Below are 26,278 nucleotides of genomic sequence, written 5' to 3'. Positions count from 1 at the left end.
CCTACTTCGCGGACATCACCTCGACCGATCCGAACGCGGTGCGTCCGAACCGCTCGGGGCGGTACATGTCCTCCACGCTGGCGCCCGGATGGACATAGGTGCCGGGCGAGACCACGCGCACGGTGTAGGCCGCCGAGAAGAAGGCCGATTGCTCCGGCGTACGGTCGTAGGCGGCCACGAACCGGTCGTCGCGGAACTCGGTGTGGGCCAGTGCCACGTCCGACTTGGCGAAGCTCAGCCCCGAGAGCGCGTCGGCATCGAGCAGCTTCGGGTTGTCGATCTCGAGCCCCGCGGGCAGGCGATCGACCAGAAGCAGGCGCCCGGCGCTGGCCTTGGCCTCGGTCACCTTCAGCACCACGACGAGGCGGTCGTTCTGGCGCAGCGGCTTGCCCAGATCCACCGGCGCGCCGTCGAGGCGGTAGAAGCCGCGCTCGACGGTGAAGCCGTGCGAGGCCGCCGGCTCCGGGGCGATCGGGTTGCCCTGGATGCCGATTGCGACGGGCACCGCCTCGCGGCCCGCGTTGACGATCCGCACCGGCCGCGCCTCCAGGGCAGGCGCCCGGTAGAGCCGCGACAGCGGACCGGTCTCGGTCTTTCCGTCGATGGTCAGCGCGAGGCTGTCGGACTCCTTGGCGAGGCTTTGCGCCGCCAGCACCATCCAGGCGTTCTCCTGGGTGCTGGTCGTGCGGCCCTCCGCCCGCTCCTGGCCGAGCACGGCGGCGACCGGCTGCAGCGTCGCCTGAGTGAACCCGGACTCGCCCGAGAGGGCCAGAAGGGCGGCGCCGTCGCGTAGGCGCGAGCCGTAATCGGCCCGGTAGACGCCCTTGTCGCGCTCGGCTTGGAGCGCCTGCACCGCCGCCTCGAAGCCCTTTTGCGCACGGCCGCGATCTCCCAGCAAAGCCAGGGCTGCGGCGAGCTGTCCGCGGCCGAGCGGTGTCGCGAAATCGGCGAGCTTGGTGTCGGCGAGGTAGCGCAGATCCCCCATCACCGGCCGGCCGTTGCGGGCAAGCACGTAGGCCGCGTAGGCCAGATCCATCCCGCCGTTCTCAACGTTGGTGGTGTTGGCCACCGTGTTACGCAGGCGGTCGAGCGCGCTGTTGAAAGCGGTCTGCGGCACGGCGAATCCGCGCTCGCGGGCGCGGGTGAGGAAGTCGGTGGCGTAGGCAGTCAGCCACGTATCGCCGGCATTCTCCGTGGACCACGCTCCGAAGGCGCCGCTCGAATCCTGGCGCGCCAGGACCCGCTCGATCGCGCCACGGATCCGCTCGTCGAGCCCGCCGTCGAGGCCGAGCTTTTCGCCGGCCGCGAGCGCGTTGACATAGAGCAGCGGCATCGCCCGGCTGACGATCTGCTCCGAGCAGCCGTAGGGATAGCGGTCGAGCGATTGCAGCAGGGCCGCGACGTCGATGCCCCCCAAGCGGCTGGCCGAGACGGACACCGCGCCGGTGCCGGGCAGGATGTCGGCGAGCAGATCCGGCGTCAGGTCGAGGCCGGCGCCGGGCTCCAGCGGGCGCACATCGCGGCGGACCAGCGCGCCGGTGCCGGGATTGATCCCGAGCGCAAAGGACTGGCCGGCGCTGCCCTGGATACCGGGGCCGGTCAGGCTCAGGTCGAGCCGGGCGGTGCCGGGGCCGGCGGCGGTGATCGGGATCACGAGCTGTCCCTTGGCGCCCGCCTCCAGTCGCATCGTGGAGCGCACCGCCTCGCCGGCCACCACGACGGGGCCGGTGAGGTCGAGATCGACGGTGTAGTCGCCGGCCGCCCCCTCGACATTGTCGAGGGCGACGAAGAAGCGCGAGCGGTCGCCGACATTGAGGAAGCGCGGCAGGGTGCCGGTGAGCACCACCGGATCGCGGACGATCACGTCGGCCTGGGCTTGGCCCACCCTCGCCTTGGTCCAGGCGGTCGCCATCAGCCGGGCGGTGCCGTTGAAGGCGGGCAGTTCCAGCGGGATCTTTGCCGTGCCGTCCGGGCCGACCGTGACCACGCCCGAATAGAGCGCGAGCGGCGCCTGGGTCGGCGGGGCGTCGGCGAGTTCGGTCGCGCCGCCGTCGCCGCCGGAGCGGATCGCGCCGAGCGTGCCCTGCATGCCGTCGATCAGGTAGCCCCAGAGGTCGCGGATCTCGGGGCCGAGGGCCTTCTGGCCGAAGAAATACGCAAACGGGTTCGGCGCCTCGTAGCGGGTCAGGTTGAGGATGCCGACATCGACGGCCGCCAGCGTCACCCGCGCCTCCTCGCCGGGGGCGAGACCGGCGAGCTTGACGGGCACGGTGAGGGTGCCGCGGGGACGCACCTTCTCCGGCGCCTCGATCGCGACGGAGAGGCCGCGCTTCTCCTTGTCCACCGAGAACCACGCGACGCCGAGCGCCCGGCCCGGCATGCGCTTGGCCGCCTGGTCGAGCGGCCGGTAGGCGGTGGCGACGAGGTAGGCGCCCGCGCCCCATTCCGGCTTGACCGGGATGTCGACGCTGGTGCCGCCCTCGGAAACCGTTACGTCGCGGATCTCGTGGACGCGGTCGCTGACGATGGCCAGCGTCGCGGTGCCGGCGAATTTTGGCGCGAGCCGGGCGCGCAGCCGCTCGCCGGCCGCGTAGGCCGGCTTGTCGAGGGTGAGGTCGAGGAGGTCGGGCACGTCGGCGGTCTCCGAGCCGCCCCAACCGACGGTGAAGGAGACGCTCGCCGCCGCCTGCGGCTGGCCCGCCACGCTGGCCTCCAGGCGGTACTGACCGAAGCCGACCGGCACGGCGATGCGTGCGGGCGCGTCGGCCGTGGTCGCCACGCGCCCGTCGGCGACACGGCGGCTCGACTTCACCGGCTCGAAGCTCCAGCGCCCGTCGGCGCGGTACCATTGGTAGGTCCGATCCACCTTCGAGAGCGTCCAGGCCACGCCGTCCTGCGCAAGCCGCCGGCCATCGGGGGCGGCCATCACGACGTCGAAGGTCGCGGTCGCGTTCTCGGCGAGGTCGCCGCCGAAGTTTTTCCGGATCGCCAGCACCGGTTGGGCCGGCAGGATCGGCAGGGTGACGCTGCGGCTTAAGCCCCGGCCGCCCGGCTCGCCGACGGCGAGGGTGATTTTTGCTTCCAACGCGCGGGGGGCGGCCACCTCCTGCACCGGCACCGTGAGGCTGGTACGCCCCTGCGCGTCGGTGGTGGCCTTGGCGTCGATCTCGGCGGTCGTCGCCTCCACCGCCTCGTCGTCGAGGCCGATGGAGAAGCCGTCGAGTCCCTTGATGCCGGGATTGGCCGCCGCCTGCACCGCGACTGAGCCCGAGACATCGAGCCCCGAGCCCGGCGCGCCGTAGAGGTAGCGCGCGGCGACATCGATGACCGCCGGCTCGCCGCGGGTCAGCGTCGGCGTCTTCGTGGTGAGGTTCACCTCCAGCCGCTCGGGCACGTAATCCTCGACGAGCCAACTCGCCTCGCCGACGGGCGGCGCCTTCGGATCGGTATAGGCCGAGACGCGCCACGTGCCGTGCATGGCTCCCGCCATCAGCGGCAGGGCGAGCGAGCGCCCGCCGAGCCCCTCGTCGGCGACCGCTGCACGGCGGTACTCGACGCCGTCGGGCCGCTTCACCACCAGTGTCAGCGGCAACCCACTGACCGCCGCTCCTTGCGGATCCCGCAGCAACGCGGTGAGCTGCACCGTCTCGCCGGAGCGATAGACGCCGCGCTCGGGAAACACATAGGCCTCGGCCCCGCCGGGTGCCGGCCGCCCCCTCACGCCGCGGTCGGAGAGATCGAAAGCGCCGAGCGCCAGATCGAGGAAGCCGTAATCGTCGCCGACCTGCGCCACCACGAGGCCCGGCGCGAGACCGCCCTCGCCGCGGGCGAGGCCGGCGGGGAAGGCGGCGTGGCCCTGGCCGTCGGTCTTGGCGGTGGCGAGCACGTCGTTGTTGCGGGCGACGAGCCGGATCTCGGCGCCGGAGACCGTCTTGGCGCTGGCGAGCGAGCGGGCGAAGACGTGGACGCCGTCGCGGCCCTTGAAGGCGGTGAGCCCGAGATCGGAGACGACGAACCATTGTGTCGCCTGCGTCTCGTAGCCGCCGTACTCGTCTTCCGACGAGTCCGTGGTGCCGGTGGGCTTGGCCAGCATCAGGTAGAGGCCGGGTTCCAGCTTGCCGACCGCCTGCAGCACGGGGAAGGCGGTCACCGCCTCGCGGTTGGTCTCGGCTTTCGCCGTGTCGAGGGTGCCCTTCCAGACCCGCTGGCCCTTCTGGTCGGCGATGGTCTTGGCCGTCGAGCCGCTGAGTTGGCTCAGGAATTCCTCCGAGCGGAGCGCCGGCAGAAGGCCGCGGTCGCCGATGCGCAGCACCTCGACATCGAGCTTATTCGCGTTGACCGAGATCAGCGGCACACCGGCCTGACCGGTACGCGGCAGGACGTAGTTGCGGCCGGTGAAGCGTACCTGGGGCGAGCGATCGCGGACGTAGACCTCGTAATCGGCCGATTTCAGCAGATTCTCGCCGACCGACGAGGGCAGGCCCTGGCGCACGACGAAGGCGTAGCGCTCGGAATGCTTGAGCCCATCGACGCAGACCTGGGAGCCCTCCGCCGTGACGGCGGCGTTGGTCGCGCCCGAGACGGCGATGTAGGGGCTGTAATCGGTCTTCGGGACGAGGCTTTCCGAGAAGGTGAAACAGACTCGCGGCGCGGCGGCGTCCGAATCGACCTTGTAGTCGAGGATGCGGAAGCCGTGCTCCTCGCGCAGCTTCTCGTAGGCCGCGCGGGTCTGCGCCTCGTCTCGGATCGCGAGGCTCGCGCGGTAGGCCTCCAGCGCCGGCCGCCACTCGGCCTGCGCCGCCTGGATCTCACCGAGCCGGGCCAGCGCCCGCGCCTCGTCCGCCGGATTTCTGGCGCGCAGGTAGCCCTGATAGGCGGCGGCGCTCGCGCGGCTCTTCAGCTTAAACCGAGCGGAGTAATCGGAGCGCTCCTCGTCGTTGCCCGCCGCGTTCGCTGCGCGCGCGTAGTCGAGCCAGTTGCGAGGATCGCTCGGGTCGGCGGCCACCGCGGCGGCGTAGGCGTTCAGCTCGGCATCCGGTTCGGCGCCCTCGCTGCGCGCCGCGATCTCCGCCTCGCGGCGCCACTGCGCCGCGGTCTTGGCGCCGGGGGGCGCCTCGCTCCTGAGCGTGGTCTCCAGCCGGACGCCCGCGCTCGCCAGCGCCTCGCGTAGGAAGGATTTCGTGACGGGGGCGGTTGCCGATCTGGCGGGCGGGGCTTGCGCGGGGGCTTGCGCCAGGGCGGACCCGCCGAGCAGCGTCGCGCCGATCAAGGCCGCGCCGATGCGCCCGAGACTCTTGCCTTGGGACATGCGCTCGTCTCCTCCGACCGGTGCCCGAAGCAGGGGCGTCCGCGGCCGGCAAGCTACCACTTGCCGCGCCGGCCGCAACGCTTACTCCGCGTGAGGCGGAGGGATGGTTCGGAGTGCCTCACGGAACGCCCGGTTACCGGCGGATCTGCCGCGACTTGTGGACGGCCCATCCCCGCTGGCATCATCACTGGCACTTCGAATCGAACGGCGGGCAACAGGACGGATGAACGCTTTTCGCACCGGCCTGCCGGTTCTCCTCGCCGCCGGCTTCGCGACGGGGGCGCTTGCCCAGGTGCCGGCCCCGCCCGCTCTGCCGCGGCCGAAACCCGCCGCCTCGGTCCCGCCCGCGCCCGATCCCGCCTTCGAGGCGGCGCGGGCGGCCTTCGAGGCCCTGCCCGAGGCGGAGCGGCAGGGCCTGCAGGACGCGCTCGTCTGGACCGGCGACTACAACGGTGTGACGACCGGCGCCTTCGGCAAGCGCAGCTTCGAGGGAATTCAGACCTACCAGACCCGCACCGGCGCGGCGCCGACCGGCCTGCTCACGCCGCCGGAGCGGATCGCGCTCAAGCGCGAGGCGGAGGCGGCGCGCCGGGCCGCGCGCTTCAAGGTCCAGCCCGATCCGGCGAGCGGCGCGGTGGTCGGCGTGCCGGAGGCGCTGCTGCCGAAAAAGAGTGCGATCCCCGGCGGCAGCCGCTGGCAGAGCGCCGACGGGCGGGTGACTCTCGACACCAAGTCGTTCCCGCAAGGGGAAACCAGCCTCGACGCCCTGTTCGAGCGGGCGACCGCCGCGATGCCGGGCCGCAAGGTCACCTACAAGCTGAAGAAGCCGGACTTCATCGTCATCACCGCCGAGACGGCGGGCGGGCGCTCCTACATCCGCTACGCCGAGGGGCTAGCGGGGATCCGCGGCTTCACCATCGGCTACGATCGCAGCGTGTCGGTGACGGTCGACCGTCTCGTCATCGCGATCGCCAACACTTTCACGCCGTTTCCCGATGGGGCACCCGCTGCCGCGGCACCCGCTGTCGCCGGCCCGGCACCGCGCCCGGCCGCCCCCGGTCTGGCGGCCGCGCCCGCCGCACCGTTGCCCGGCGCGCAGGTCGAGGCGCGTCCCGCCGCGACCGGCCTTCTCCTCGGCGGCGGGCGTGTGCTGACGGCGGCCTCTGCCCTCGATGCCTGCGGCGCGCCTCGCATCGGCGGAGTGACGGCGCGGATCGAGCGGCGCGACGCGGCGGGCAGCCTCGCGCTGCTGTCCGCCGAAGGGCTCGCGGGCGCGCCGCCGCCGCTGCGCACCGAACCGGTGGGTGAGGGCGAGGCGCTGCTCGTGCTCGGTGCTCAGGCCAAGGGACGCCCGAGCGTCGCCCCCGCCAGCGCCGCGGTCGAGGGCGTCTACGCCCCGCTTCAGCCCGGCGCAGGCGGCGCGCCGGTGCTCGACCGGGCGGGCCGGCTCGTCGGACTCGTCGCCCGCTTTCCCGCTGCTCCCCGCCTGATCGCCGGGGTGATGCCGCCGACGCGCTACGGCATCGTGCCGGGGAAGGCCGTGGCAGCGTTCCTGGCGGAGAGCGGCGTGCCGGCCGGGGCGGGCACGGGTCCCGCGAAGGGCGCCGCGACCACGCTGGGCGGGGCGGCGGCGCCGGTTCTCGGCGCGGTCGTGGCGATCACCTGCACCCGGTAAGGGGCTGGGCCGGGCCTCAGACTCGGCCTGTCACCAGCAGGACGATCAGGATGATGATCAGGATGCCGCCGAGCCCGAAGCCGGGGCCGCGGAAGCGTCCGCCGCCGTAGAAGTTGCCGCCGCCGAACAGCAGCAGGATCAGCAGGATGAGGAGGATGGTGGTGATGGTCATCGGCGGAAGCCTCTCCGGTCCGCCCAGACCCCTTTGCCTGAGCGCCCACAGCAACGCTTCTGCCGGCGATTTCGTTCAGCCGGCTCGAATCTGATCCGAGGATCGTCGGGCCTCAGGCCCGCCAATCGGGCAGGGCGCCTCCGGTCTCGGCGAGCCATCCGGGCACCGGCAGGCCACGCTCGCCCAGGAAGGCGGGGTTGAACAGCTTCGAGGCGTAGCGCGCGGCCCCGTCGCAGAGGATCGTCACGATGGTGTGGCCGGGCCCGAGTTCCCGGGCGAGCCGGATCGCGCCCGCGACGTTGATGCCGGACGACCCGCCGAGCGATAGGCCCTCCTCGCGCATCAGGGCGAAGATGATGCCGAGCGCTTCCGTGTCCGGAATCCGGAACGAGAGATCGGGGGTGAACCCTTCGAGGTTCTTCGTCACGCGGCCCTGGCCGATCCCCTCCGTGATCGAGGAGCCCTCGGCCTTCAGCGTGCCGGTGCTGTAATAGGCGTGGAGCGCCGAACCCTCGGGATCGGAGAGCGCGATCTTCACCCCCGGCTTGGCCGCCCGTAGCGCCTCGGCCACGCCCGCCAGCGTGCCGCCGGTGCCCGCCGCGCAGACGAAGCCGTCGACCGCCCCATCGGTCTGCGCGAGGATCTCGGGGCCGGTCGCCTCAATATGGGCGCGGCGGTTGGCGGTGTTGTCGAACTGGTCGGCGAAGAAGGCGCCGGCCGCTTCCCTGCCCGCCAGCCGCTCGGCGAGGCGGCGGGCAGCGTGGACGTAGTTGTTCGGGTTGGAGAAGGGGACGGCGGGCACCTCGACCAGCCGGGCGCCGGCCAGCCGCAGGGTCTCCTTCTTCTCCGCCGACTGCGTCTCAGGGATGACGATGACGGTGCGGTAGCCGCGCACGGACGCCACCAGCGCCAGCCCGATCCCGGTATTGCCCGCCGTGCCCTCGACGATGGTGCCGCCGGGCCGGATCAGGCCGCGCGCCTCGGCATCCCGCACGATCGAGAGCGCCGCCCGGTCCTTCACCGACAGGCCCGGATTCAGGAACTCCGCCTTGCCGAGAATCGTGCAGCCGGTCTCCTGCGAGGCGCGGCGCAGCCGGATCAGGGGCGTGCCGCCGATGGCGGCGAGCACGTCGGGAGAGACGGCGGAGGAGCGGGACATGCGGGACAGCGGCCTTCCTGGACGTCCGCGCGGGGCGGCGGATCAGGCAGGCTTACACCAACGGATTTTCAGGAATCCAGGTAGCCCGCCTCCCGCAGGGCGTCGGCGACCGCAGTAAAGAAGGGATCATCCGCCTCGGCCTCCTCCGGCGACCGATCTCTTCCCTCGGCCAGCGGCGCGTCGTCGTCCGCGGAGAAGCTTGGGATGGCCCGCAGCTCCGCCGTGCCGGCCGATGCCGCGGCGGCGCCGAGACCGAACAGGCCGGCGGCGGTGAGGAGGGTCTCGTTCAGGGAGATCATGGCCGGATCCTGTCTCGAAACGGGACGTCACGAGTTTAATCCGTTAACCAAATCTTGGCAATATTGCGGGGGTGCACGGAAAACAGTGAACCGTTTTTCGGCAAGCTGGCGACTGTGGCCGCACGGCAGCATGTGTTGCCGCTCGGTTCAGGACCGGTTCAAGCACGGCCGCGCAGGACGGGTTCTGTGATCTTCCTGCATCGTTTTCGGCGAATTGGGCCGCGCCGCCGCCGCAATCGGGCGGGATGAGCACTCCGTCAAGCTTCTCCCGCTAGACGCTCTCCACGCGGCGGTATCCGCCGCCCTCGACGCCTGCCCGATTTCCTCTCAGCCGCGAAGCCCATCCATGACGGTCGTCGTCCTCATCGCCTGCAACCTGCTGCTGGCCGGCCTGTTCTCACTGGTCGCCGTCGCCCTCGACTGAGCGCGCCGCGCCTCGAACCACATCCGCACCGTGAGGTCTGAACGCCCCGGTCGCCCCTGCGCGGCCGGGACTTTCGGCGTGTCGGGATCGTGCGAGATCCGTGTTGGGACGATCAGGGTCGCGTCGCCCGGCCCTGCGTCGTGTCCAGGCGGCCGATCAGGGTTTCGAGGCGTTCGCCGACCGGCTCGGTGAGGCTGTCGGCGTAATGGCTGCGCAGGCTCTTGCCGAGGTGGCGGCGTACGCTCGGGCTCAGCGGCGGCGTGCCGCTCGCGGGTTTGGTCTCGGCGACTGGCTTCGTCACGGATCGTCTCCCGTCCGGTGCCGGAACCGGCTGTGAGGCGACGATCTTGGGCGCAGGAGGGTTAAGGCGAGTTTTACTGCCGCGATAAAGAAACGATTCACCAAACGAAGAACCCTCCGTGCCCAGGGCACGGAGGGTTTTTTCTCGTCGCCAGCACCGCTCCGGGTGCGGTTGCGATCCCTACCGCGTCGTCGGCAGCAGCAGGTCCGGCAGCCAGAGGGCGATGCCCGGCACGAGGCAGAGCAGGACGATCGCCACGCCCATCAGGAGCACGAAGGGCAGGGTGCCCCAGATGATGTCCTTCAAGGGGATGTCGGGGGCGATGTTCTTGATGACGAAGATGTTGAGGCCCACCGGCGGGTGGATCAGGCCCATCTCCATGGTGATCGTCATCACCACGCCGAACCAGACGAGGTCGAAGCCTGCGGCCTTCAGCGGCGGCAGGATGATCGGCGCCGTCATCAGGATGATCGAGACCGGCGGCAGGAAGAAGCCCAGCGCGATCACCAGCGACAGGATGGTGGCGAGCAGGACCCAGGGCGAGAGCTGCATCTCGACGATGGCCTGAGCCGCCGCCTGGCTGATGTGGAGGTAGCTCATCACGTAGGCGTAGAGGAGCGACATGCCGATGATCAGCATCAGCATGGTCGATTCCCGCAGCGTCGCCGTGAGGATCGGGTCGAGATCGCGGAAGCGCCAGACGCCGTAGATCACCGCGATCAGGGCGAGCGCCAGCAGGCCGCCGAGGCCCGCCGTCTCGGAAGGCGTGGCGTAGCCACCGTAGAGCGCGACCATGACGCCGGTGAGCAGCACCACGAAGGGCAGCACCCGCGGCAGCGTCGAGAAGCGCTCGCGCATGCTGTAGCTGTCCTCCTTCAGGATCGGGTGCTGCGTGCCGGTCCGCTCGTAGGCGAGCTTGGCCGCCGCGAATTCCGAGCGGAAGCGGAACACCGACCAGGCGGCGAACAGGGCGACCAGGAGGAAGCCCGGCCCGATCCCGGCGAGGAACAGCCGGCCGAGCGACTGCTCGGCTGCCACGGCGTAGAGGATCATGGTGATCGAGGGCGGCAGCAGGATGCCGAGCGTGCCGCCCGCGGCGATGATTCCGGCGGCGAAGCCCGGCGAGTAGCCGCGCTTGCGCATCTCCGGGATTCCGGCCGAACCGATCGCCGAGCAGGTGGCGGGCGAGGAGCCGGCCATCGCCGCAAACAGCGCGCAGGCGAACACGTTGGCGATGCCGAGCCCACCGGGGATGCGGTGCATCCAGGCATGCATCGCCGAGTAGAGATCCTGGCCGGCCCGGCTCCTTCCGATCGCCGCGCCCTTCAGGATGAAGAGCGGGATCGAGAGCAGGGTGATCGAGGCCATCTCCTCGTAGACGTTCTGCGCCACCGTATCGAGCGAGGCGGCGGGCATGAACGCGTACATGAAGGCGAGCGCCACGAAGCCGAGCGCGAAGGCGATGGGAATTCCTGAGAGCATCGCCCCCAGCGTCGCCCCGGCATAGAGGAAGCCGATCGCGGCGGTGCTCATGCCTTGCCTCCCGTGGTCGTGACCGGCCGAACCGGGGCCGCCTTCGGTGTGATCGTGCTCTCCAGAGGGTCAGGCCCCTCGGGCGTTAGGTCCGGGCGGTCGCGCATGTCGCGGTTGACGTCCGCCCCGATGCCGATCTTGGGCTTGGCCCAGCCGGCGGCGCGGGGGCCGTAGAGCAGCGCCTCGGCGATCTGCAGCACGAACTGGATGGCCAGCAGGCTCATGCCCGCCGACATCAGCAGGTAGGGGATCCAGAGCGGCGGCCCCCAAGTCGATTGCGAGATCTGGCCGTCCTCCCAGGCCTCGTGGAACAGGCTCCAGCTCTTCCAGGCGAAGAAGGTCACGAAGGCGAGGCTGATGATGTCGACGAGGACGAGGCGCGCCCGGTTGGCGGCCGGCGGCAGCAGGCCGGTGAGCGCCTCGATGGCGACGTGGCCGCGCTTGGCCTGAACGCCCGCCGCCGACAGAAAGGTGGCGCCGACGATGAGGAACACGGCGGTCTCGTCCTGCCACTCGGTCGGCTCGTGCAGGACGTAGCGGATCAGCACCGAGTAGCTGAGCACGAGGCAGGCGGCGACGAGCGCGATGCCGCCCAGCACCAGGATGAGGTGGTTGAGCCGGCGCGTGGCCCGGTCGATCACCCCGAGCAGCCCCGGAATCCGCGGCTCCTCGGCCTTCTTCGTCTCGGATGCGGCCGAAGCCGCGTCGAAGGCGTGGCTCATGCGACCTTCTCCGCCAGCTTGAGCAACTCGGCGCAGCTCGCGTTCTTGTTGGCGAAGTCCTTCCAGGCGGTGTCGCGGGCGATATCGCGCCACTTGCCCAGCGTCGGCTCGTCGAGCTGCACGACCTTGGCGCCGGCCTTGCCGAACACTTCCTCGACGCGGGTGTCGTCGGCCTTGGCCCCCTCTTGGCCGAAGCTCTCCAGCTCGGTGCCGACCGCCATGATCAGGTCCTGCTGGTCCTTAGGCAGACCGGAGAACACGATCTTCGACATCATGATCGGCTCCAGCATGAACCAGTAGGAGCGCTCGCGGCCCGAGGTCAGGGCCTTCGAAATCTCTTCAAGGCGGAACGAGATCAGGCTGGTGGAGGAGGTCAGCACGGCATCGCAGGCGCCGGTCTGCATCGCGGCGTAGGATTCGTTCGACGGCAGCGACAGGGTGGCGGCGCCGGCCTGCTTCATCATCAGGTCCATCTCGCGCGAGCCGCCGCGGACCTTCATGCCCTTGGCGTCCTCGGGCGTCAGCAGCGGGCGCTCGCGGCTCGCGATGCCGCCGGCCTGCCAGACCCAGGAGACCAGCACGATGCCCTTGGCCTCCAGGATCTCGGTGAGCTTGCGGCCGACCGGCGCGTCCTTCCAGGCGACGGCCTGGGCGTAGGAGGAGACGAGCGCCGGCATCAGGCCGATATTCATCTCCGGCACCTCGCCGCCGGCATAGGGCGAAGGATAGAGCGAGAGGTCGAGCGCCCCTTTGCGCATGGCGCTGAACTGCGCGTTGGTCTTCATCAGCGAGGAGCCGGGATAGACCTGCACCTCCATCGCGCCCTTCGAGCGCTCCTTGATGGCGGCGGCGAACTTCCGGCACATCCGGTCGCGGAAATCCCCCTCGTCGATCGAGCCGCCGGGGAACTGGTGCGACAGCTTCAGCGTCGTGGCGGCCTGGGCCGGGCCGGCCCCGAGCTTGAGCAGCGCAGGCGCGGCGAGGCCGGCCGCGAGGAGGTGGCGGCGGTTCAGAGTCATGGCGTTTCCTCTTCGAATCCCGCATTCGCGGATTCTGATCGAGTCCGTTGCTTCGGACTTTTGTGCGGCGCACAATATACGTTTCACCGCAGCATTTAATGCAAGATCGCGTCATCTTGCATATTTTGTCAACGCCCTTGAATATGTGTCGGCAGGGATCCGACGATGATTCGACCGATGAACCAGACCCAGCGCCTCAGGCAGACGATCGAGGACGAGATCGTCGAAGGGCGTCTCGCCCTCGGCGCGCGCCTCGACGAGACGCAGCTCGCCGAGCGCTTCGGCGTCTCGCGCACGCCGATCCGCGAGGCGCTGCTGCAGCTCGCCGCGACCGGCCTCGTGGAGACCAAGCCGCGTCGCGGCATGGTGGTGAGCGCCCCCGAGCCAGGGCATCTCCTGGAGATGTTCGAGACGATGGCGGAGCTGGAGGCCGCCTGCGGTCGGCTCGCCGCGCGGCGTCTGACGCCGGAGCTCGAGGTGGAACTCAAGGGCGCGCTCGACGCCTGCGCGCGGGCGGCCTCGACGGGCGATCCGGAAGCCTATTACGGCGAGAACTACGTCTTCCACACGGTGATCTACCGCGCCTGCCGCAACGATTTCCTGTGCGGGCAAGCGCTGGCGCTGCACCGCCGCCTCTCGCCCTACCGCCGGCTGCAACTGCGCACCCGCCACCGGGTGGCGCAATCGCTCGCCGAGCACGAGGCGGTCGTCGCGGCCATCCTCGCCAGCGACGGCGCCGCGGCGGCCGACCAGCTCCGCCGCCACGTGCTGATCCAGGGCGACGGCTTCTCGGAATTGGTGGCCAACCTGCGGACGCTGGATCACAGCGCGGCTTGAGCGCCCGTTTGACTGTACTGCTTCGGCAAGCTTATCGCTCCTCATGCTGCGCAACCGCATAACGGTTGCTCGGCATGAGGATTGTCATGAGTGCCGGAACAGATCGATCACGCAGGCTCTCGGCCATCCCGCCCCTCGCGCTCGCTCTGACGGCTCTCGCCGGACCGCCCGCCCTCGCACAGCCCACCGGACGGCCGATCTACGAGGGCGCGGGCGGCGATCCGCGGATCTCGGTGTCCCAGCCGGAATCGACGAGCCAGGCCTCGGGCGGCTACGTGCGCTCGATCGAGCCCTCGCTCGGACCCTTCGGCGATCCGCTCGGGTGGCGGCCCCTACTGAAGGAGCGGGGCATCGAGTACAGCCTCACCTACATCGCCGAGACGCTGGGCAATCCCGTCGGCGGCATCCGCCAGGGCGCGATCGTCGAGGACCGGCTGAACCTGCGGCTCAACCTCGACCTGCAGCGGCTCGCCGGCTGGGACGGCGCCACGGTCCACGCCAACGCCTACTTCATCCACGGCACCGGCCTGTCGCGCTACTATGTCGGCAACCTGCTGGCCACCAGCGTGATCGAGGCCTTGCCGTCTTCACGCCTCTACGTGCTGTGGCTCGATCAGCAGCTCTTCGAGGGCCAGCTCGGCATCCGCATCGGCCAGCAGGCGGCCGACACCGAATTCTTCGTCAGCCAGACCGCGACGCTGTTCGTGAATTCGACCTTCGGCTGGCCGGCGATCACCGGGCTCGATCTGCCGAGCGGCGGCCCGGCCTATCCGCTCGCCTCGCCCGCGATCCGCGCCAAATACGTGCCGGGCAACGGCTTCTCGCTCCAGGCCGGGCTCTATAATGGCGATCCGGCCGGCGCCAACCGTCCCGGCGACGACCCGGAAGCGCAACGCCTCGACCGCACCGGCACCAATTTCCGCACCCGCGACCCGGCCCTGGTCGTAGCCGAGGCCACCTATGCCTTCAACACGGAGACGGATGCCAAAAGCCTGCCCGGCGACATCACGCTGGGCGGCTGGCAGCATTTCGGGCGCTTCGAGAGCCTGCGCATCGACAACACCGGCCTGTCGCTCGCCGACCCGAACTCGACCGGCATCGGCCGCCCGTTGCGCGGCAATGCCGGGATCTACGCGGTCTACGACCAGACACTCTACCGGGAAACCGGCAAGGACGACGAGGGGCTCGGCTTCTTCGTGCGGGCGGCGTGGTCGCCGACCCGCTCCAGCCTCGTCTCCGCCTATCTCGATGCCGGGCTCGCCTATAAGGGCCTGTTTCCGGGCCGCGACGACGACACGCTCGGCCTCAGCCTCGCCCATGCCCGCCTCTCCGACGACGCCCGCCGGTCCGACATCGACACCATTATCCTGACCGGTACGGCAATGCCGCGGCGGCGGGCCGAGACGGTGATCGAGGCGACCTATCAGGCCGTGGTGGTGCCGGGCTTCACCGTGCAGCCCGACGTGCAACTGATCCTGCATCCCGGCGGCGGCATCGCCAATCCGCGCGACCCGGAAGGGCGCCGCGTGCGCAACGCCGCCGTGCTGGGGCTTCGTGCGACGGTTCAGTATTGAGGCGGGAGCCTTTACGGCTCGGACGGCTCCCTCGCATCCAGCCGCCTACGAGGCGACCTTCAGGTCCGTGTGGATGAAATCCCGGCCCTTGAAGAGGATCGGAGCGCGGCTGGCGGCGGCGCAGGCGTAGGATAGACAATCGGCGAAATTGAGCTGCGTCGGGTGGCCCCGGCCCTTGCCGTAGCGATCGAAGGCCTCCACGGCCCGGCGGGCGACGGCGTCGTCGATCGGGAGGACGGTGATCTCGGCCGTCACTAGGAAGGCGTCGTACATTTCCTGGGCCGCCGTAATCGGAAGCCCAAGGATGCGCGCAAGATTGATCGTCGCCTCGAGGCGGACATGCGGGCCGGTCGCCCGATGCTTAGTGCCCTCGATACAGGCGACATAGGCCGGTGCCTCGGGTTCGCCGGCCAGAATGGCGACGATCGCCGACGTGTCGATGAACATTCAGCGCGTCCACAAGGCGTCGCGCTCGTCCTCGCTCAGAGGAGGCGCGGGCGGCCGGTCGGCCTTCGCCAGGGCTGCGGCGCGGATCGCGGCCACACGCTCGATCAAGGGAAGAGCCTCGTCGGCGCGTTTGATCTCACGCTGCAAGGCAAGCTTGATCGCGGCCGTGAGGTTGGGGGCGCCCGATTTCCTCATCACGGTTTCGGCGAGGGTTCTGACTTCCTCATCCCTGATGCTGAGCATGACGAACTTTCGTAGAGACGGATCTTGTATATACGCAAGCTTGGTGGCTGTGCATACAAAACCTGCATTGCCCAAAATCGATGGCGGCCATTCTCAACGGCTGCCATCGCCCCATTTTCCTCGAAAGCTGCCCGACTGCGACGAGGGTCGACCTCAGAACGAGGCCCGCACGCCTCCGAACACGCTGCGGCCGTTGCCGGGAAAGAACGCCACCGGCCCGCCCGCCACGGTCGCGGCGTTGGTCACGACCGCAATGTCGGAGACATAGCGTTCGTCCGTCAGGTTGCGGGCATCAACTAACAGCGAGACGCCGTTGGCGAAGTCGATGCCGGTCTGGAGGCCGAGCAAGGCGTAGCCCGGTACCTTCAGGGTGTTGGCGTGATCGGCAAACGCGCCCTCTGGCACCCAGTCGAGGGTGGGTGCGAAGTGGAAGCCGCTGGGATGCCGGTAGCCGAGCACCGTGCGCAGCACGTTCACCGGCACGCCGGCGATGCGGTTGTTGCCGAAGACCGGGTCGCCGACGAAGCGGAAGTCGTTGTGGGTCCAGATCTGGGTCAGGCTGAGCCCGTCGCCGATGCCGGTCAGATCCGCGGCGAGGTCGAGGGTCACGGCAGCCTCGACGCCCTGATGGCGGGTGCGCGGGGCGTTGAAGGTCGCCGCCGGGATGTTCAGGCCGGGATTGGGCGTGAAGTTGATCAGCGCGTCGCGCACGTCCGCCCGGTAGAGCGTCACGTCCCAGGCCAATCGGTCGATCCGGCCGCGCGAGCCGGCCTCGTAGGTCCAGGCGCGTTGGACCTCCAGCGGCACGAAGGTGGTGCGTAGCAGGTTGGTCTGCACGAGGTCGGAGAAATCCGGCACGTCGCGCGAGCGGGTGACGTCGGCAAACACCTGGATGTCCGGCAGCGGTTGCCACAGCAGGCCGAGCTTCGGGTTGATGCCCTCATAGGTGATGTTGGCAAAGCGCGCGGCGGGGTTCGCGGCTAGGCCGCCCCTGTCGCTGAAGGTGCGGTTCGAGGAGAACAGCTTGACGCCGGTCATCAGCGCCATGTCGGGCCGGAACCAGAACCGGTTCTCGGCATAGGCCTCGTAGTTCGAGGCGCTCTGGCGCGCGTCGAGCGTCTGGGCCCCGCGCAGGCCCGCCACGTTCACGAATTGCCGGGCCTCGTTGATGCCGGCGAAGGCCCGCAGGCCGAGGATCAGATCGTTGCGGAAGCCGCCGAGATCGAACGTGCCGGCCCAGCGCGGGGCGACGCCGTAGGTCCAGCCGTCCTGGTCGATCACCTGGAAGATCGGATGCTCAAGGTTCTTGTGAATCGCCCAGGAATCGATGTCGAGGCGCCCGACTTCGAGTTCGAACGAGGTGCGGTTGGCGATCCGCTCCGTCGTCACCTTTCGCGATTGGTTGCCGGTGATCGCCGCCGGGTTGGCGAGGCGGGGATTGTTCAGGGCGTTGAACAGCGAGAGCGAGCCGGGCAGCTTCTGGTCGGTGTCGTAGAAGCCGAGGTAGAACCGGGTTTCGACCCCCGGCGCGAGCCGGTAGCCGATATTGGCGTTCACGTTGCGGGTGCGCTGCGTCTCGTGATCGCGGAATCCGTCGGAATTGGTCGCCGTGCCGGAGATCAGGACATCGGCAGGGCCCGAGATGCGCGAGACCTGGAAGTGCTCGCGGATCGTGTTGAAGCTGCCGCCGTCGATCCGGGCGGTGTTCGGCGCCAGGGCCGTGTAGGCGGTCGGCGTCACGAAGTTCACCGCGCCGCCGAGCGTGGTCGCGCCGAAGGTGAGCGCATTGCCGCCCTTGTAGACCTCGACCGAGCGTAAGGAGAGCGGGTCGATCTGGTAGAAGTCGCCGCTCCCGTCGGCGAGGTTGAGCGGGATGCCGTCCTGCAGCAGCTCGATGCCGCGGACATGGAAGCCGCGGGCGATGCCGGAACCGCGGATCGAGAGGCGCATCTCCTGGCCGTAGCGCTCCTGCACGAACACGCCGGGCACGTCTTTGAGCACGTCGCGCACGGTGTTGGCGTAGCGGTTCTGGAAGCTCGCAGCGTCGACGAAGGCGACGGAGCCGACGGTCGCGTTCACCGCCGCCCGCTGCGCGGCCACGCCCGGCACGGTCAGCGAGCCGGCCGTCTCACCCGGAGCGGAGGGGCGACCGGTGCCGGAGACGCTGATCTCGGCAAGTGTGGTCGTGGAAGGGGTCGCGCTCTCCGGCGCGACGAGGGGTTCTGCAAGCGCAGGGGCGGCAAAGGCAAGGCCGGCGGCGAGCAGGGTCGAGGCGAGCAGAGTGGAGGACAGGGCGGCACGCGGCACGGCCCGTTGGCGGCAAGGCATGAGGAAAGGTCCGTGGTCTGAAGGATCGGGAAGTGCGATCGATCAGGCGACGGGTGGGGCGCGCGGGCTCGGGCGCGTCCCGGGCGGGGCGCGGGGCAGGGCGACGATCTCAGGCCGCCATGCGGGCAGCGCGATCCGCTCCGGCGGCCAGACCACGACGGCGTGGGCGGGGTCCGGAACGTCGAGGCTCGGCAGGACGTGCGCGGCCTGGCAGCAGGGCAGGTGCGCCGTGTGCCCCTTCGCGGGCGCGTCGGGATCCGACGCATCGGGTGCGCAGAGGATGTGGACGAGGCCGCCGTCGGGGCCGACGGTTCCGGCGAGCGCCGCCGCGCCGAGGACGACCTGCAGGGCAAGCGCGTAGAGCGCGGCCACGGCGATGACCGCGCGGCACACGGTCCATCCCGGCAGGCGCCCTCGCATGGCCGCCAGCTACGGCCAAGCTCGCGCGGAGGTCAATGGATGCGCTCCCGGGGCAGTCCTGTTTTCCGTCTTGGCCGGCAGCAAGGCGGGCGCCGTGCCGTCACAGGACCCGCGACCCTCACGTGCTGCGGCCGTCGGCGACCAGTTTCCGCAATTGCTTCAGGGCGAGCGCGTGGCCCGCATTCAGGTCGAGCGGTCCGGCGAAGCCGCCGTCGCGGTCCATCATGTAGACCATCAGCGTGTGCTCCAGGGTGTAGTCGCCGCCGGGCAGGGGCACGCGCTTCACGAAGGCGCGGTAGTCGCGGGTCACCGCCTCGATCTGCTGCCGCGTGCCGGTCAATCCGGTGATCCGGTCGGTGAACGAGGCCATGTACTCCTGCATCACAGCTTGCGTGTCCCGCTCGGGATCGAGGGTGATGTAGTAGGCCTGGAGGTCGCCGCCTTCGGCCGCGAACTCGTCGAGCAGGGTGCCGAGATCGGCCAGCGTCGTCGGGCAGACGTTCGGACATTGGGTGAAGCCGAAGAAGACGAGGAAGGGCTTGCCCTTCAGCGCCTGCGAATCGACGGTGCCGCCCTTCGAGGATTCGAGCCGGAACGGACCGCCCACCACCGACAGGGTGGAGGGTTTGTCCCCCCACGGCAGGAAGGCGACCGTCGCCGCCACGATGCCGACGAGGGCCAGCGCGAAGGCGATCAGGATCAGCGCGCTCCCCCGCTTCGAGGCGGGGGAGGAAAATCGGTCCGGGCGAGGTTCAGTGGCCATGGTCGTGCCCCGCATGATCGTGTCCGGAAGGGGCAGGCTTGCCGCCCGCCGCCTCCGGCGCCTTCTCCGGCACCTTGGCCGCGAGGCTCTCCACGGCGAACTCGACGGGGACGCGGCCCGCCCGCTCGAAGGTCAGGGTGCCCTTCACCCGCTCGCCCTTCTTCAGCGGGGCTTTCAGGTCGAGGAACATCAGGTGGTGGCCGCTGGGGGCGAGCGTCACCGTCTGGCCGGGCGGGATCGCCAAGCCGTCAGCGAGGGGCGCCATCTTCATCACGCCGCCCTCCATCGACATCGTGTGCAGCTCGCCGCGCCCGGCCGCCTCGATCATGCCGCCGGTGAGCCGGTCGGGCTCCGTGCCGGTATTGGTGACCGTGAGGTAGCCGCCCGCGACCTTGGCCCCGCCCGGCGTCGCGCGCGACCAGGGATGGCCGATCTTGAGCGGGCCGGCGGCGTAGTCATGGGCCTGGACGGGGCTCGTCGCGGCGAGGTTCGTCACGGCGAGACCGAGGGCGAGGAGGGCGGACGGGAAGGCGTGAAGGCGCATGGTCGTGTCTCCATTCGCGGAGGAGAGAGGGCGCGCGGACTTGGGCCCCGGACCCCGCCCGTGTCGGCGGTCATCCGGTGAGGCGCGGGTCCGCGCGGCTGATCGAGCATCGTCCCGAAAGGTGATCCCCGGCTTTCGGGGAAAGACGATGCAAAAACAATAATCTAGGGCCAGCCGGTGCGGCCGCTCAGTGGTGGTGCGGGTGGCCGCCGGAACCGGGCGCGGCGGTGCCGGGCCCTTGGGCGCCGATCGGCGCCACGGTGAAGCTCACCGGCACCGTCCCGGCCCGCTCGAAGGTCAGTGTGCCCGCGACCGTCTCCCCCGCCTTCAGCCCGTCCTTCAGGTCGAGGAACATCAGGTGGTAGCCGCCGGGCTTGAGCGCAACGCTCGTCCCCGGCGCGAGGGTGAGGCCGCCCTCGACGGGGGCCATCTTCATCACGCCGCCCTCATGCGTCATCGAGTGGATCTCGGCACGGCCCGCCTGCGGAATCGCCGCGCCGGTGAGCCGGTCGGGCTCGGTGCCGGTGTTGCGCAGGGTCACGTAGCCGCCGGCGACCTTCGCCCCGCCCGGCGTCGCCCGCAGCCAGGGTGTCTCGATCGCGATCGCCCCGGCTTTCGTGGCGGGCGCGGCGGGGGCCTGCATCGTCTGAGACGCAGCGCCTGCGGCGGCGACGATCCGAACCGCCGGGGCCGGCGCCTTCAGCCCTCGCGCCGACGCGCCCTCGGCCGGAACCTCGCTCCAGCGGTAGCTGCCCTCGGTGCAGTCCTGCTCGACGGGGAAGTGGATCGTCGCGCCCGGCGCGAACGCGTCCGAGATCCGGGCGAAGAAGGTGAACTCGTCGACCTGATCGTCCGGCAGGCTGCCGCCGCTCCACGTGATCCGGGTGACGCCCTCCGAGACCTGTCCGTGGAAGGAGGGGTAGGCGCGGGCATAGGCCGACTTGACGGTTTCGATCGTCCAGCCGGGCTTCGGCATCGGCTTGGCGCCGGTCACGCCCTCGGGGATGGTGACGCTGACGCGGGTGGTCGGATGGCCGTCGCAGCCATGCATGATCTGGAGGACGCCGCGATAGGCGGCGTTGGGCGCGGCCTCCTTGCGTTCGAGCACGGCGTGGGCTGCGGCGGACGAGACGAGGGCGGGGCCGATCAGGACGAGCGGCAGGGCTGCGCGAAGAGAGGCGCGTGAACGCGAGCGGGGCATGGGATGGTTCCGGTTGTCTGACGTCGAAGGATCGCGGTGATCGGGCGCGTCAGGCGACCGGCGGGGCCCGGGCATGGGCAAGGGTGAAGGGCGGCGGCCGGGCGGTCCGGCTCCGGGCACCGGACCAGCCGGCGCGGGCCGCCTCGCGATCAGGCCACGTGCTCGCGGCCGAAAGGGGCGGCGGAAGGGCGGCGGGCGGGTGATGCGCGGCGGTGCAGCAGCCGGCGTGATGGGAGGCCGGGGCCGGGAGCTTGTCGTTCTCGGCGTCGGCGGAGAGGGCCTCTCCCGTGGCCGAGAAGCAGAGGAAGGCGGGGGCACCCGCGACGGGAAGGGCCGCGATGCCGCCGAGCAGGGCCTGAAGCACCAGCGCGTAGAGGGCGGCCACGGCGGTCAGCCCGCGCAGGACGCGCGGCGCTCCTCCGGTCCGGTCGCGGCGTGGGCTCGGCATGGACATGAGCCTTACGCCGCTTCGCGCCGCTCCGGTAGAGGGACCGGCCGGCGCCATTCCGCCGCTCTTCGCCGCGCCGTTACGCCTGCTCGAAACCTCTGCGGAAGCGTCTTCGAATCTCCTGGGATCCCTTGCCGGGATCTCTTGCGCGTGCGCCGTCACACCCGAACGCCACAATATGGCCCGGAACGGCATGGCTTCTTAACCACGAGATCGCAACAACCGCGGCACGAGAACTTGGCCGAGACTTGGCTTTCACGCCCTGGTTTGGACACCGGAGCGTTGCGAGCCGGGCGCCTTGGCCGGATTCACCGACCGCACCCTCCATCAGAGCCCGGATCGATGCTGCAGACCGCGCGCCACCCCCACTCCCGTCCCTTCGCTGCCGCTCTCCTGGGGGCGACGCTGCTCGCCGGCCCGGCGCTCGCGCGCGAAGCCGGCTTCGCCCAGGCCGAGTGGGCGCAGGATTACGCCTCGCCCACCACCATGCAGGTGCATCGCTCCTCGACGCCGATTCTCTCGCCCGACACCATCGCGGCGACCGAGGCGATGGTCGAGAAGTACCGCTCGATCGTCTCGCGCGGCGGCTGGCAGGCCGTGTCCGGCGCGGCGGGTCTGCGCATCGGCTCCCGCGGCCCGGCGGTGGCGGCGGTGCGCCAGCGCCTGATCGTCACCGGCGACCTCGACGCCAACGCCGGTGGCGCGGGCACCTATGATTCCTACGTCGCGGCCGGCGTGAAGCGCTTCCAGGCCCGGCACGGCCTGTCCCAGACCGGCCAGATGAGCCCGGCGACGCAGGCCGCCATGAACGTGCCCGCCGACGTGCGCCTGCGCCAGCTCGAGACCAACGTGATCCGCCTGCGCTCCTATTCGGGCGATCTCGGCCGGCGTTTCGTCATCACCAACATCCCCGCCGCGCTGGTGCAGACGGTGGAGAACGGACAGGTCGTGACGCTGCACGCCGCGGGTGTGGGCAAGATCGACCGTCAGTCGCCGATCATGAATGCCAAGGCGGTCGAGATCAATTTCAACCCGACCTGGACGGTCCCGGCCTCGATCGTGAGGAAGGACCTGATCCCGAAGATGCAGAAGGATCCGAACTACCTCACGGACAACAAGATCCGCATCCTCTCGGGGGGGCAGGAGATTTCGCCGCGCTCCGTGAACTGGAACTCGGACGAGGGCACCCGCTACACCTACCGCCAGGATTCGGGCGCCGACTTCAACTCGATGGGTGTCGTGCGCATCAACATCCCGAACCCGCACGGCGTGTTCATGCACGACACCAATTCCCGCGGCGTGTTCGGCGACGATTTCCGCTTCATCTCCTCGGGCTGCGTGCGCGTGCAGAACGTGCGCGAGTACATCACGTGGCTCTTGAAGGACACGCCCGGCTGGGACCGCGCCGCGGTCGAGCGCGCGGTGGAGAGCGGCCAGCGCATCGACGCGCGCATGACGCAGCCCGTGCCGGTCTACTGGACCTACATCACCGCCTGGGCGACACCGGACGGCACGGTGCAGTTCCGTGACGACATCTACAAGCGCGACGGCGTGAACGTGCCCTCGACCATTGAGGCGCCGACGCCGGTCGCCAGCGCGGCCTCGACCCAGCCCGAAGTGTTCGAGCCGGGCGACGAGGAGAACTGAGAGCGCACTCTCTCTCACGCTGCGGCCTCGCCGGCATGACCGGTCGAGGCGAGCCGGAAAGAACACGGCCCCGGCCCGGATTCGACATCCGGGGCGGGGCCGTGTTCTTTTTGGCGGGCCGGTTCGTCAGGGGGGCAGGGGATATCCGGAAGGCTCGGCCGGCCGAAATTTTTTCGAGAATTATCGCCTTCGGAGCGGGCCGGGCGGATTAAAGGCTTCAGGCAGACGTCAACGGTTTATGGTGCTCGATAGAACGCGCTCAAAACGCTCCGAGATCGTCGACCTGCTGGTGCCCTTGCGGCGCTACGCCCGGTCATTGACGCGGGATTCGCTCAAGGCGGATGACCTCGTTCACGATACCATGGTTCGCGCCCTCGAATCGCGCGCGAACCTGAGGCCCGACACGAACCTGCGCACCTGGATGATGACGGTGCTGCACAACGTCTTCATCGACGAGCAGCGCCGCAAGCGGGTGGAGGCGCGCCACGCCGACGTGCTGGTGCAGCTCTCCGAAGAGGTGGCTCCGCCCGCCCAGGAAGGGCAGGTGCGGCTGATGCAGATCCGCAAGGCCTTCGAGAGCCTGCCCGAGGAGCAGCGCGCCGCGCTTCACCTCGTGACCCTGGAAGGTATGGCCTATGCCGATGCGGCGGCCGTGCTGGGCATTCCGATCGGCACCCTGATGTCGCGGCTCGGTCGCGGCCGGGCCGCCCTGCGCGCCTTCGAGGAAGGCAACCAGAAGGGCAAGGCGAGTTCTTCCGACGACGGTCCCGAGCGCGGCCGTGCGCATCTGCGCGTCGTCGGTGGGAATTGATGGGCCGGGCAAACCGTTAACAAGCTATCACCGGCGAGCGACGGGCTGGACGGTGGTGGGCAGGGCAGTCGGAGTGGGCTGATGGTCGATCCAGTCACGGAAACCGATCTTATCGCGTATGTCGATGGCGAACTCGACCCGATGCGTCGCGTCGAGGTCGAGGCGCATCTCGCGCGCAATCCCCAGGATGCGCTGCAGGTCATGGCCGATCTGCGCGACCGCGATGCCCTGCGCGAAGCCTTCCTGTCCGTGCCGAGCCTGCCGCCGGAGCGGCTGCGCGCGGGTGCGCGCCGGATCGATCGCGCCTTCGCGTGGCAGAGGGTTCGCTCTCGACTGCGCCGGGCGGCGGCGGTCGTGGTGCTGGTCGGGGCGGGTTGGCTCGCTCATACCGAGAGCGGCAGCTTCGGCGTACCCGGCTCCTTCGCCTCGCCGATCGATCCGTCGCTCGCCGAGGAAGCGAAGCAGGCCCGCGAGGCGGTTCAGATCCGCGCCCGCGTGACCAGCCAGCCCGTCGCCTCTGTCTATGATCCCGCAGACCTCGAAGTCGCGACCGGTGTCGATCTGCCGCCGCTTCCGGCAGGCTGGGTGGTCCGGGACGTGCAAATCTTCCCGAGCCGCAAGGGCACCGGGATCGAGGTGTCGATCCAATCGGCCGAGATCGGCGAGCTGGCTCTGTTTGCCAAGAACAGCAGCGGATTGGCGCTGGCTGAGGGGAGCGAGCCGGTGGCCCGTTCGAGCGATGGGACGACCGCCTATTGGCGCAACGGCAAGACGGCCTACGCGCTGAGCGGCTCGCGTGACGATCCGGCCCTCCACGCCGCCGCCGCCCGGCTCGCAGCAATCCGGGAATAAGGCCGAGCCTCCCTATCAGTCCCGCATCGACGCCTATCGCGGCATCCCCGTCTTCCGCATCGCCAGGCCGCGCGAACGGAACATGGGCTGGCGCTCGTTCAACCCGAGCGCCCGCTCGCAATTCGAGTCCTTGCTCGATCGCTTCGAGCCCGACCTCGTTTATGTCCATTGCGTGCAGCAACTGACCGCCAGCGCGGTCGAGGCAGTACGGGACAGGAAAATTCCCGACACCGTCACCGTCCACGACGTGTGGTGGATCTCGGACTTTCACTCCCTCATCGACGAGGATGGGCTGGTGCAGATGCCGACGCCCGACATCCTCGCTGATGCGACGGGCTGCTCCGTCACCCCGACAGGCTCCATCGCGGGCTGGCGCGGGTGCTTGACGCGGCATGGGCCGCCGCAGCGGTATCGGAGCCCTTCACCGAGATCTCTCGCAAGGCGAGCTTTCCGTAGACGGTTGCGATTTCGAACGGCGTCCCGCGCCTGACACCGGTTGCGCGGCAAGAGAGTGCAACGGGCCGCGTCCGCCCCGGCCATATCGGCGGCCGTACAGCGCACAAGGAAGCGATCGGCCAGGGCTTCAGTGGCTTCCGGGTCGATGTCCGATCTCCGGATCGGCTGCGCGCCATGTTCCAGCGCATCGATGCCGATCCCGAGCGGTTCCGTGCGAGCCCGCCGCAGCCTTCGCATCCGCCCCGGGCCGCTGCGGATCCGGGCGAGGATCTGATCGCCCTCTACGACCGGCTGCTCGCGCCGTAAGACGACGAAGCGGCGCGGGCCGATCAGTCTGCCGCTTCACCGGCGCCCATCGCTCGAAGCGTCGGCTGGGATCCGTCGTGGGCTGCTGAATTTGGCGACCCCGGTAGGGCTCGAACCTACGACCTGCCGCTTAGAAGGCGGCTGCTCTATCCAGCTGAGCTACGGAGTCTGGCGCCACGAGGGCCAAAAGGCACGGGACTGGGCCGTGGTCAAGCCTTACTGCCGGCTCGTGCTTTCTCCTCCGGAACGAGTCCGAAAAGTCAGGCTCGCGGGCCAGCTCGACGACACAACGCCCAGCGTCCTCGCCAACCCTCTGGCCGTGGCGACGCCTGCCTGTTCGAACGATCCGCCCGGCATCGTGGGGCATGGGCAAGCGGCCTGACGCGATGCGAGGGGGCCGCTTGAGACGCGCTCCGCTACGGCGGGCAAGACGCTCGGAGCGTGCTCGAGCACAGGGTCGGCGAGGGCCGGGCCAAGGATGGAGGCTGTTACCTATCAGTATCGATCAGCGTCTCACAGCAGAGGGGCGCCTGCCAACGCCTCTGTCTGAACGCGAGACAACGTCACCATGCGCAGACCGGGGGGCATACTCCGTCTGCAGCCGGGCTCTGCATGCGGCGAGAACGCCTCCTGACGGCGTCCCCCGCGCTTTTCGCGATTTTCCGATTGACGTCGGTCGCCGGGCTCCCTATACCCATTTTCACCGACGGGCGCCGCGGTCCACCAGCTGGTGGGGCGGGGTTCTGGCGGTCTTCGGGATTGTTGGTGGAGCGGAGCTGATCCGGGTGA

The 26,278-nt window shown here is 69.9% G+C and carries 24 protein-coding genes and 1 tRNA gene; 8 read left to right on the top strand and 17 right to left on the bottom strand.

Annotation, left to right across the window (positions count from 1 at the left end; translation table 11 throughout):
• Position 1: 1 nt before the first annotated feature.
• Positions 2 to 5,308, bottom strand: coding sequence for an alpha-2-macroglobulin family protein (locus MFF24_RS21645; RefSeq protein WP_238227496.1), 5,307 nt, complete (start codon positions 5,306 to 5,308; stop codon positions 2 to 4).
• Positions 5,309 to 5,531: 223 nt separating this feature from the next.
• On the opposite strand from MFF24_RS21645, the gene MFF24_RS21640 reads away from it, so the two are divergent.
• Positions 5,532 to 6,983 carry a S1 family serine peptidase gene (locus tag MFF24_RS21640; RefSeq protein ID WP_238227495.1) on the top strand — a complete coding sequence of 484 codons (1,452 nt, stop codon included), beginning with the start codon at positions 5,532 to 5,534 and terminating at the stop codon, positions 6,981 to 6,983.
• A gap of 16 nt (positions 6,984 to 6,999) precedes the next feature.
• Here the strand turns inward: MFF24_RS21640 and MFF24_RS21635 are convergent, their stop codons facing one another.
• The 7 genes from MFF24_RS21635 to dctP all read right to left on the bottom strand — a co-directional run bounded on the left by MFF24_RS21635 (position 7,000) and on the right by dctP (position 12,612).
• Positions 7,000 to 7,155, bottom strand: a complete 156-nt coding sequence (locus MFF24_RS21635; protein WP_108939392.1) for a DUF3309 family protein — start codon at positions 7,153 to 7,155, stop codon at positions 7,000 to 7,002.
• A 112-nt stretch (positions 7,156 to 7,267) separates the two neighbouring features.
• Positions 7,268 to 8,314, bottom strand: coding sequence for a cysteine synthase A (locus MFF24_RS21630; RefSeq protein ID WP_238227492.1), 1,047 nt, complete (start codon positions 8,312 to 8,314; stop codon positions 7,268 to 7,270).
• Positions 8,315 to 8,382: 68 nt separating this feature from the next.
• The gene (locus MFF24_RS21625) at positions 8,383 to 8,613 is read right to left on the bottom strand and encodes a hypothetical protein (RefSeq protein ID WP_238227483.1); all 231 of its coding nucleotides are present in this window, start codon (positions 8,611 to 8,613) and stop codon (positions 8,383 to 8,385) included.
• Between the two features lie 536 nt (positions 8,614 to 9,149).
• Positions 9,150 to 9,338, bottom strand: coding sequence for a hypothetical protein (locus MFF24_RS21620; protein ID WP_108939388.1), 189 nt, complete (start codon positions 9,336 to 9,338; stop codon positions 9,150 to 9,152).
• Between the two features lie 180 nt (positions 9,339 to 9,518).
• The gene (locus MFF24_RS21615; RefSeq protein ID WP_108939387.1) at positions 9,519 to 10,871 is read right to left on the bottom strand and encodes a TRAP transporter large permease; all 1,353 of its coding nucleotides are present in this window, start codon (positions 10,869 to 10,871) and stop codon (positions 9,519 to 9,521) included.
• Positions 10,868 to 11,593: a TRAP transporter small permease gene (locus MFF24_RS21610; protein WP_238227481.1), complete on the bottom strand. Its 726-nt coding sequence runs from the start codon at positions 11,591 to 11,593 to the stop codon at positions 10,868 to 10,870. The genes MFF24_RS21615 and MFF24_RS21610 overlap by 4 nt, the downstream gene beginning before the upstream one ends.
• On the bottom strand, positions 11,590 to 12,612 hold the full coding sequence (dctP, locus tag MFF24_RS21605; protein WP_108939385.1) for a TRAP transporter substrate-binding protein DctP: 1,023 nt from the start codon (positions 12,610 to 12,612) through the stop codon (positions 11,590 to 11,592). The genes MFF24_RS21610 and dctP overlap by 4 nt, the downstream gene beginning before the upstream one ends.
• 177 nt (positions 12,613 to 12,789) lie before the next feature.
• Between dctP and MFF24_RS21600 the strand changes: the two genes are divergently transcribed.
• Both MFF24_RS21600 and MFF24_RS21595 read left to right on the top strand, forming a co-directional pair.
• The gene (locus tag MFF24_RS21600) at positions 12,790 to 13,449 is read left to right on the top strand and encodes a GntR family transcriptional regulator (protein WP_238227480.1); all 660 of its coding nucleotides are present in this window, start codon (positions 12,790 to 12,792) and stop codon (positions 13,447 to 13,449) included.
• Positions 13,450 to 13,535: 86 nt separating this feature from the next.
• Positions 13,536 to 15,023 (top strand): carbohydrate porin, encoded by a 1,488-nt coding sequence (locus MFF24_RS21595; protein WP_238227477.1) that lies wholly within the window; start codon positions 13,536 to 13,538, stop codon positions 15,021 to 15,023.
• A 45-nt stretch (positions 15,024 to 15,068) separates the two neighbouring features.
• On the opposite strand, the gene MFF24_RS21590 is transcribed toward MFF24_RS21595, so the two are convergent.
• From MFF24_RS21590 to MFF24_RS21555, 8 genes are all read right to left on the bottom strand, one after another.
• On the bottom strand, positions 15,069 to 15,470 hold the full coding sequence (locus tag MFF24_RS21590) for a type II toxin-antitoxin system VapC family toxin (RefSeq protein WP_238227475.1): 402 nt from the start codon (positions 15,468 to 15,470) through the stop codon (positions 15,069 to 15,071).
• On the bottom strand, positions 15,471 to 15,713 hold the full coding sequence (locus tag MFF24_RS21585) for a type II toxin-antitoxin system VapB family antitoxin (protein ID WP_108939381.1): 243 nt from the start codon (positions 15,711 to 15,713) through the stop codon (positions 15,471 to 15,473). It abuts the gene before it with no gap.
• 153 nt (positions 15,714 to 15,866) lie between these two features.
• Positions 15,867 to 18,041, bottom strand: a complete 2,175-nt coding sequence (locus MFF24_RS21580) for a TonB-dependent receptor family protein (protein ID WP_238227466.1) — start codon at positions 18,039 to 18,041, stop codon at positions 15,867 to 15,869.
• Positions 18,042 to 18,083: 42 nt separating this feature from the next.
• Positions 18,084 to 18,434 carry a hypothetical protein gene (locus tag MFF24_RS21575; RefSeq protein ID WP_238227457.1) on the bottom strand — a complete coding sequence of 117 codons (351 nt, stop codon included), beginning with the start codon at positions 18,432 to 18,434 and terminating at the stop codon, positions 18,084 to 18,086.
• Between the two features lie 145 nt (positions 18,435 to 18,579).
• The gene (locus MFF24_RS21570; RefSeq protein ID WP_238227456.1) at positions 18,580 to 19,224 is read right to left on the bottom strand and encodes an SCO family protein; all 645 of its coding nucleotides are present in this window, start codon (positions 19,222 to 19,224) and stop codon (positions 18,580 to 18,582) included.
• On the bottom strand, positions 19,214 to 19,768 hold the full coding sequence (locus MFF24_RS21565) for a copper chaperone PCu(A)C (protein WP_238227454.1): 555 nt from the start codon (positions 19,766 to 19,768) through the stop codon (positions 19,214 to 19,216). The genes MFF24_RS21570 and MFF24_RS21565 overlap by 11 nt, the downstream gene beginning before the upstream one ends.
• A 187-nt stretch (positions 19,769 to 19,955) precedes the next feature.
• Positions 19,956 to 20,969 (bottom strand): copper chaperone PCu(A)C domain-containing protein, encoded by a 1,014-nt coding sequence (locus MFF24_RS21560; RefSeq protein WP_238227452.1) that lies wholly within the window; start codon positions 20,967 to 20,969, stop codon positions 19,956 to 19,958.
• A 49-nt stretch (positions 20,970 to 21,018) separates the two neighbouring features.
• Entirely contained in the window at positions 21,019 to 21,417 is a 399-nt protein-coding gene (locus tag MFF24_RS21555) for a hypothetical protein (protein ID WP_238227450.1), read from the bottom strand.
• A 342-nt stretch (positions 21,418 to 21,759) separates the two neighbouring features.
• Between MFF24_RS21555 and MFF24_RS21550 the strand changes: the two genes are divergently transcribed.
• From MFF24_RS21550 to MFF24_RS28885, 5 genes are all read left to right on the top strand, one after another.
• Positions 21,760 to 23,064, top strand: a complete 1,305-nt coding sequence (locus MFF24_RS21550) for a L,D-transpeptidase family protein (protein WP_133087857.1) — start codon at positions 21,760 to 21,762, stop codon at positions 23,062 to 23,064.
• 238 nt (positions 23,065 to 23,302) lie between these two features.
• Entirely contained in the window at positions 23,303 to 23,875 is a 573-nt protein-coding gene (locus MFF24_RS21545; protein WP_108939375.1) for a sigma-70 family RNA polymerase sigma factor, read from the top strand.
• Between the two features lie 81 nt (positions 23,876 to 23,956).
• Positions 23,957 to 24,727 carry an anti-sigma factor family protein gene (locus MFF24_RS21540; protein ID WP_238227441.1) on the top strand — a complete coding sequence of 257 codons (771 nt, stop codon included), beginning with the start codon at positions 23,957 to 23,959 and terminating at the stop codon, positions 24,725 to 24,727.
• Positions 24,672 to 25,217 (top strand): hypothetical protein, encoded by a 546-nt coding sequence (locus tag MFF24_RS21535; RefSeq protein WP_238227439.1) that lies wholly within the window; start codon positions 24,672 to 24,674, stop codon positions 25,215 to 25,217. Before MFF24_RS21540 ends, MFF24_RS21535 begins: the two co-directional genes overlap by 56 nt.
• Positions 25,218 to 25,357: 140 nt before the next feature.
• On the top strand, positions 25,358 to 25,489 hold the full coding sequence (locus tag MFF24_RS28885; protein ID WP_283214535.1) for a hypothetical protein: 132 nt from the start codon (positions 25,358 to 25,360) through the stop codon (positions 25,487 to 25,489).
• Between the two features lie 92 nt (positions 25,490 to 25,581).
• Here MFF24_RS28885 and MFF24_RS21530 read toward each other — a convergent pair.
• Positions 25,582 to 25,658: transfer RNA gene (locus MFF24_RS21530), tRNA-Arg, on the bottom strand.
• Positions 25,659 to 26,278: the final 620 nt, after the last annotated feature.

Source organism: Methylorubrum aminovorans (assembly GCF_022179725.1).
In the GTDB taxonomy this organism is placed as follows: domain Bacteria; phylum Pseudomonadota; class Alphaproteobacteria; order Rhizobiales; family Beijerinckiaceae; genus Methylobacterium; species Methylobacterium aminovorans.
This window is presented reverse-complemented; position numbering and strand designations above follow the sequence as displayed.

Coding starts and splice junctions, on each gene's coding strand:
- MFF24_RS21645 (WP_238227496.1), bottom strand. CDS start 5,308: ATGTCCCAAGGCAAGAGTCTCGGGCGCATCGGCGCGGCCTTGATCGGC.
- MFF24_RS21640 (WP_238227495.1), top strand. CDS start 5,532: ATGAACGCTTTTCGCACCGGCCTGCCGGTTCTCCTCGCCGCCGGCTTC.
- MFF24_RS21635 (WP_108939392.1), bottom strand. CDS start 7,155: ATGACCATCACCACCATCCTCCTCATCCTGCTGATCCTGCTGCTGTTC.
- MFF24_RS21630 (WP_238227492.1), bottom strand. CDS start 8,314: ATGTCCCGCTCCTCCGCCGTCTCTCCCGACGTGCTCGCCGCCATCGGC.
- MFF24_RS21625 (WP_238227483.1), bottom strand. CDS start 8,613: ATGATCTCCCTGAACGAGACCCTCCTCACCGCCGCCGGCCTGTTCGGT.
- MFF24_RS21615 (WP_108939387.1), bottom strand. CDS start 10,871: ATGAGCACCGCCGCGATCGGCTTCCTCTATGCCGGGGCGACGCTGGGG.
- MFF24_RS21610 (WP_238227481.1), bottom strand. CDS start 11,593: ATGAGCCACGCCTTCGACGCGGCTTCGGCCGCATCCGAGACGAAGAAG.
- dctP (WP_108939385.1), bottom strand. CDS start 12,612: ATGACTCTGAACCGCCGCCACCTCCTCGCGGCCGGCCTCGCCGCGCCT.
- MFF24_RS21600 (WP_238227480.1), top strand. CDS start 12,790: ATGAACCAGACCCAGCGCCTCAGGCAGACGATCGAGGACGAGATCGTC.
- MFF24_RS21595 (WP_238227477.1), top strand. CDS start 13,536: ATGAGTGCCGGAACAGATCGATCACGCAGGCTCTCGGCCATCCCGCCC.
- MFF24_RS21590 (WP_238227475.1), bottom strand. CDS start 15,470: ATGTTCATCGACACGTCGGCGATCGTCGCCATTCTGGCCGGCGAACCC.
- MFF24_RS21585 (WP_108939381.1), bottom strand. CDS start 15,713: ATGCTCAGCATCAGGGATGAGGAAGTCAGAACCCTCGCCGAAACCGTG.
- MFF24_RS21580 (WP_238227466.1), bottom strand. CDS start 18,041: ATGCCTTGCCGCCAACGGGCCGTGCCGCGTGCCGCCCTGTCCTCCACT.
- MFF24_RS21570 (WP_238227456.1), bottom strand. CDS start 19,224: ATGGCCACTGAACCTCGCCCGGACCGATTTTCCTCCCCCGCCTCGAAG.
- MFF24_RS21565 (WP_238227454.1), bottom strand. CDS start 19,768: ATGCGCCTTCACGCCTTCCCGTCCGCCCTCCTCGCCCTCGGTCTCGCC.
- MFF24_RS21560 (WP_238227452.1), bottom strand. CDS start 20,969: ATGCCCCGCTCGCGTTCACGCGCCTCTCTTCGCGCAGCCCTGCCGCTC.
- MFF24_RS21555 (WP_238227450.1), bottom strand. CDS start 21,417: ATGCCGAGCCCACGCCGCGACCGGACCGGAGGAGCGCCGCGCGTCCTG.
- MFF24_RS21550 (WP_133087857.1), top strand. CDS start 21,760: ATGCTGCAGACCGCGCGCCACCCCCACTCCCGTCCCTTCGCTGCCGCT.
- MFF24_RS21545 (WP_108939375.1), top strand. CDS start 23,303: ATGGTGCTCGATAGAACGCGCTCAAAACGCTCCGAGATCGTCGACCTG.
- MFF24_RS21540 (WP_238227441.1), top strand. CDS start 23,957: ATGGTCGATCCAGTCACGGAAACCGATCTTATCGCGTATGTCGATGGC.
- MFF24_RS28885 (WP_283214535.1), top strand. CDS start 25,358: ATGTTCCAGCGCATCGATGCCGATCCCGAGCGGTTCCGTGCGAGCCCG.